Annotated in this window: 1 protein-coding gene; it reads left to right on the top strand. The window is 66.9% G+C overall.

Annotated elements, in window-relative coordinates:
- Window positions 1-42 precede the first annotated feature (42 nt).
- The coding region (locus tag EOA36_RS35130; protein WP_127281207.1) for an FGGY-family carbohydrate kinase at window positions 43-1,548 on the top strand (1,506 nt) is incomplete at its 3' end.

Genomic DNA, 1,548 nt, shown 5'->3' with positions numbered 1-1,548 from the left:
GCCGGATCTGATTGCAGGCCTGGGAGCGAGAGTTAGAGCATCTTGACGAAACAGTTTGTCTGCGCGGTCGATGTCGGCACCGGGAGCGCTCGCGCGGGCATTCTCGACGCCAGTGGTTCCTTGCTCGGCCGTGCCGAGCGGCCGATCGCCATGAATCAGCCGAAGCCCGATCATGCCGAGCATGATTCACGCGACATCTGGTCCGCCGTCTGCACCGCCGTGCGTGCCGCGCGGGAAAAGGCAGGCGTCGCCGCCGAGCATATCGCCGGTATCTCCTTCGATGCCACCTGTTCGCTGGTCGTGCGTGACAGGCAAGGCGGCCAGCTCAGTGTTTCGACCACCGGTGACAAGCGCTGGGACACCATTGTCTGGCTCGACCATCGCGCCATCGCCGAGGCCGACGAATGCACCGCAAGCGGCCACGAGGTGCTGAATTATATCGGCGGCGTCATGTCGCCGGAGATGGCGACGCCGAAGCTGATGTGGCTGAAGCGTAATCTGCCCGGCACGTGGAAAGAAGCCGGCTATTTATTCGACCTGACTGATTACCTGACCTGGCAGGCGACCGGCTCGCTGGCGCGCTCGCAATGCACGCTGACCGCCAAATGGACCTACCTGGCGCACCAGGAAACCGCGTGGCAACGCGATTTCTTCGAACTCGTCGGCCTCGACGATCTTTTTGACCACGGCAATCTGCCGGAGCGGGCCAGCCCGGTGGGTGCCTACATCGGCCCGCTGACGGCGCGGGCAGCGGCAGAACTCGGCCTGACCGAAAACTGCCGCGTCGGCGCAGGTGTCATCGACGCCTATGCCGGCGCGCTTGGCGTGCTTGGCGGCTTTGCCGGCGACGACCAGAATATCGGCCGCCATCTGGCGCTGATCGCCGGCACATCGAGCTGCGTCATGGCGATGTCGCCCGACCCACAGCCTTTCGCCGGCGTCTGGGGACCCTATTACGGCGCGGCGCTGCCGAAGCTGTGGCTGTCGGAAGGCGGCCAATCGGCGACCGGCGCCCTGCTCGACCACATCATCCGCTGGCATGGTGCCGGCGGCGAACCGAACGCGGCCATGCATGCCAGGATCGCCGCGCGCGTCGCCGAACTGCGCGCCGCCGAGGGCGAGAGCCTTGCCGGCCGGCTGCACGTGCTGCCGGATTTCCATGGCAACCGCTCGCCGCTCGCCGATCCGCACGCGGTCGGCGTCGTCAGCGGTCTGACGCTGGATTCGTCCTTCGACAGCCTGTGCAAGCTCTACTGGCGCACCGCCGTCGGCATTGCGCTCGGCGTGCGCCATGTGCTGGAGGCGCTGAACGAGAATGGCTACCTGATCGACACGCTGCATGTCACCGGCGGCCACACCAAGAACCCGCTCTTGATGGAGCTCTATGCCGACGCCACCGGCTGCACGGTGGTCGAACCGCTGGCCGACGAGGCGGTGCTGCTCGGCACCGGCATGGTCGCCGCGACCGCCGCCGGGCTGTTTCCCGACCTCAACGCCGCCTGCCTTGCCATGCAGCAGGGCGGCAAGAGGCGTGCTGCCAACCCGGCC

This window comes from Mesorhizobium sp. M8A.F.Ca.ET.021.01.1.1, from assembly GCF_003998025.1.
GTDB lineage: Bacteria > Pseudomonadota > Alphaproteobacteria > Rhizobiales > Rhizobiaceae > Mesorhizobium.
The sequence above is the reverse complement of the archived record's forward strand: the minus strand, read 5'-3'. Positions and strand labels throughout refer to the sequence as shown.